Here is a 1,364-nt window from a genome sequence, read left to right as displayed (position 1 = left end):
GGCTCAAGCAACGATATTACTCCGACACTCAGTGGCACAAGTGATGCCGTTGAAGGCACCGTTATTAACTTCACGGTAGTGGACGATCAAGGCAATACACAAACCTTTACCACCACGGTTGATGCCGATGGTAACTTCTCTGTAGAAGTACCGACTGCACTGGCAGAAGGGCCGTACACGATCACCGCCAACATCAGCGATGTGGCAGGCAACAGCACCGATATTACCGGCAACGGCACCATTGATACCACAGCACCAAGTGTGAGTGTAGATGCGCCAGTATTAACAAACGACAGCACGCCAACTGTGACAGGCACCAGTGATGCACCTAACAGCACCATCACGGTGACCTTTACAGATGCAGCGAATGCAGTGCAAAGCATTGATGTACAAACCGATGCCAATGGTAACTGGAGTGCGGCACCAACGACTGATTTAGCCGAAGGTAATTATAGTGTCAGCGCCAGCATCACCGATGCCGCAGGCAACACAGGTACCGACACTGACAGTGGCGAAGTAGACGTAACTCCACCGGCACTTGCCTTTACACCAACGTTTGAACTTGGTTTATTGGTTACCCTAAGTGGGACGTCTGACTTGCCAGCAGGCAGTGAAATTACTATTACCGAGCAACTGGTAGGCGGTGGTATTGGTGCAACATATACCACTACAACAGATGCGGATGGCAACTGGTCATTAGTCGGATTAGATGTATCGTTACTTGATGTTGGCTCAGTGATCGCAACAGCGACCGATGCCGCAGGTAATACCCGTACAATTAGCTCAGATGACTTTGATAATACACCGCCTACGCTGACGGTTGACGTTGCAGCACAAAGCGACAGCAACACGCCAATCATAAGCGGCACAAGTGATGCGGGCGAAGGTGCACAAGTGACGATAGTCGTTACCGACAGCAACGGCAACCCACAAACCATCACCGCCCTTGTTGATGCGGATGGTAATTGGAGTGCCACTCCAACCACACCATTAAGTGAAGGTCAAAGCACCATCGAAGTAAGTGTACGCGACAGTGTTGGCAACGAAACTACAGTAAGTGATACCACCACTATCGACACGCAAGCGCCAATACTCACCATTCAAAACGTAGGCGATGTTAGCGACTTAACACCAGAGCTGCAGGGCACCAGTAATGAAATTGGTGGCACTGTTACACTCACCATCACCGACAGCGCAGGCGCTGTGCAAACCATTGAGACCCTAGTTGGCAGCGATGGCCACTGGAACATTGAGATTCCAGGTGCCCTTGCACAAGGTGACTTTACTGTAAGCGCGAGTATTACCGATGCGGCAGGCAACGAGAGCACAGCAAACAGCAGTGGTAATGTGGATACTATTACGCC

1 protein-coding gene is annotated in these 1,364 nt (G+C 50.8%); it reads left to right on the top strand.

Annotation, left to right across the window (positions count from 1 at the left end):
- On the top strand, positions 1 to 1,364 hold a 1,364-nt coding region (locus tag H5115_RS19965; RefSeq protein WP_182756982.1), incomplete at both ends, for an Ig-like domain-containing protein.

Origin of the sequence: Pseudoalteromonas sp. SR44-2, assembly GCF_014163745.1 — a bacterium.
Classification (GTDB): domain Bacteria; phylum Pseudomonadota; class Gammaproteobacteria; order Enterobacterales; family Alteromonadaceae; genus Pseudoalteromonas; species Pseudoalteromonas distincta.
Note: the sequence above shows the minus strand (reverse complement) of the source record. Positions and strands in the feature narration are given on the sequence as shown.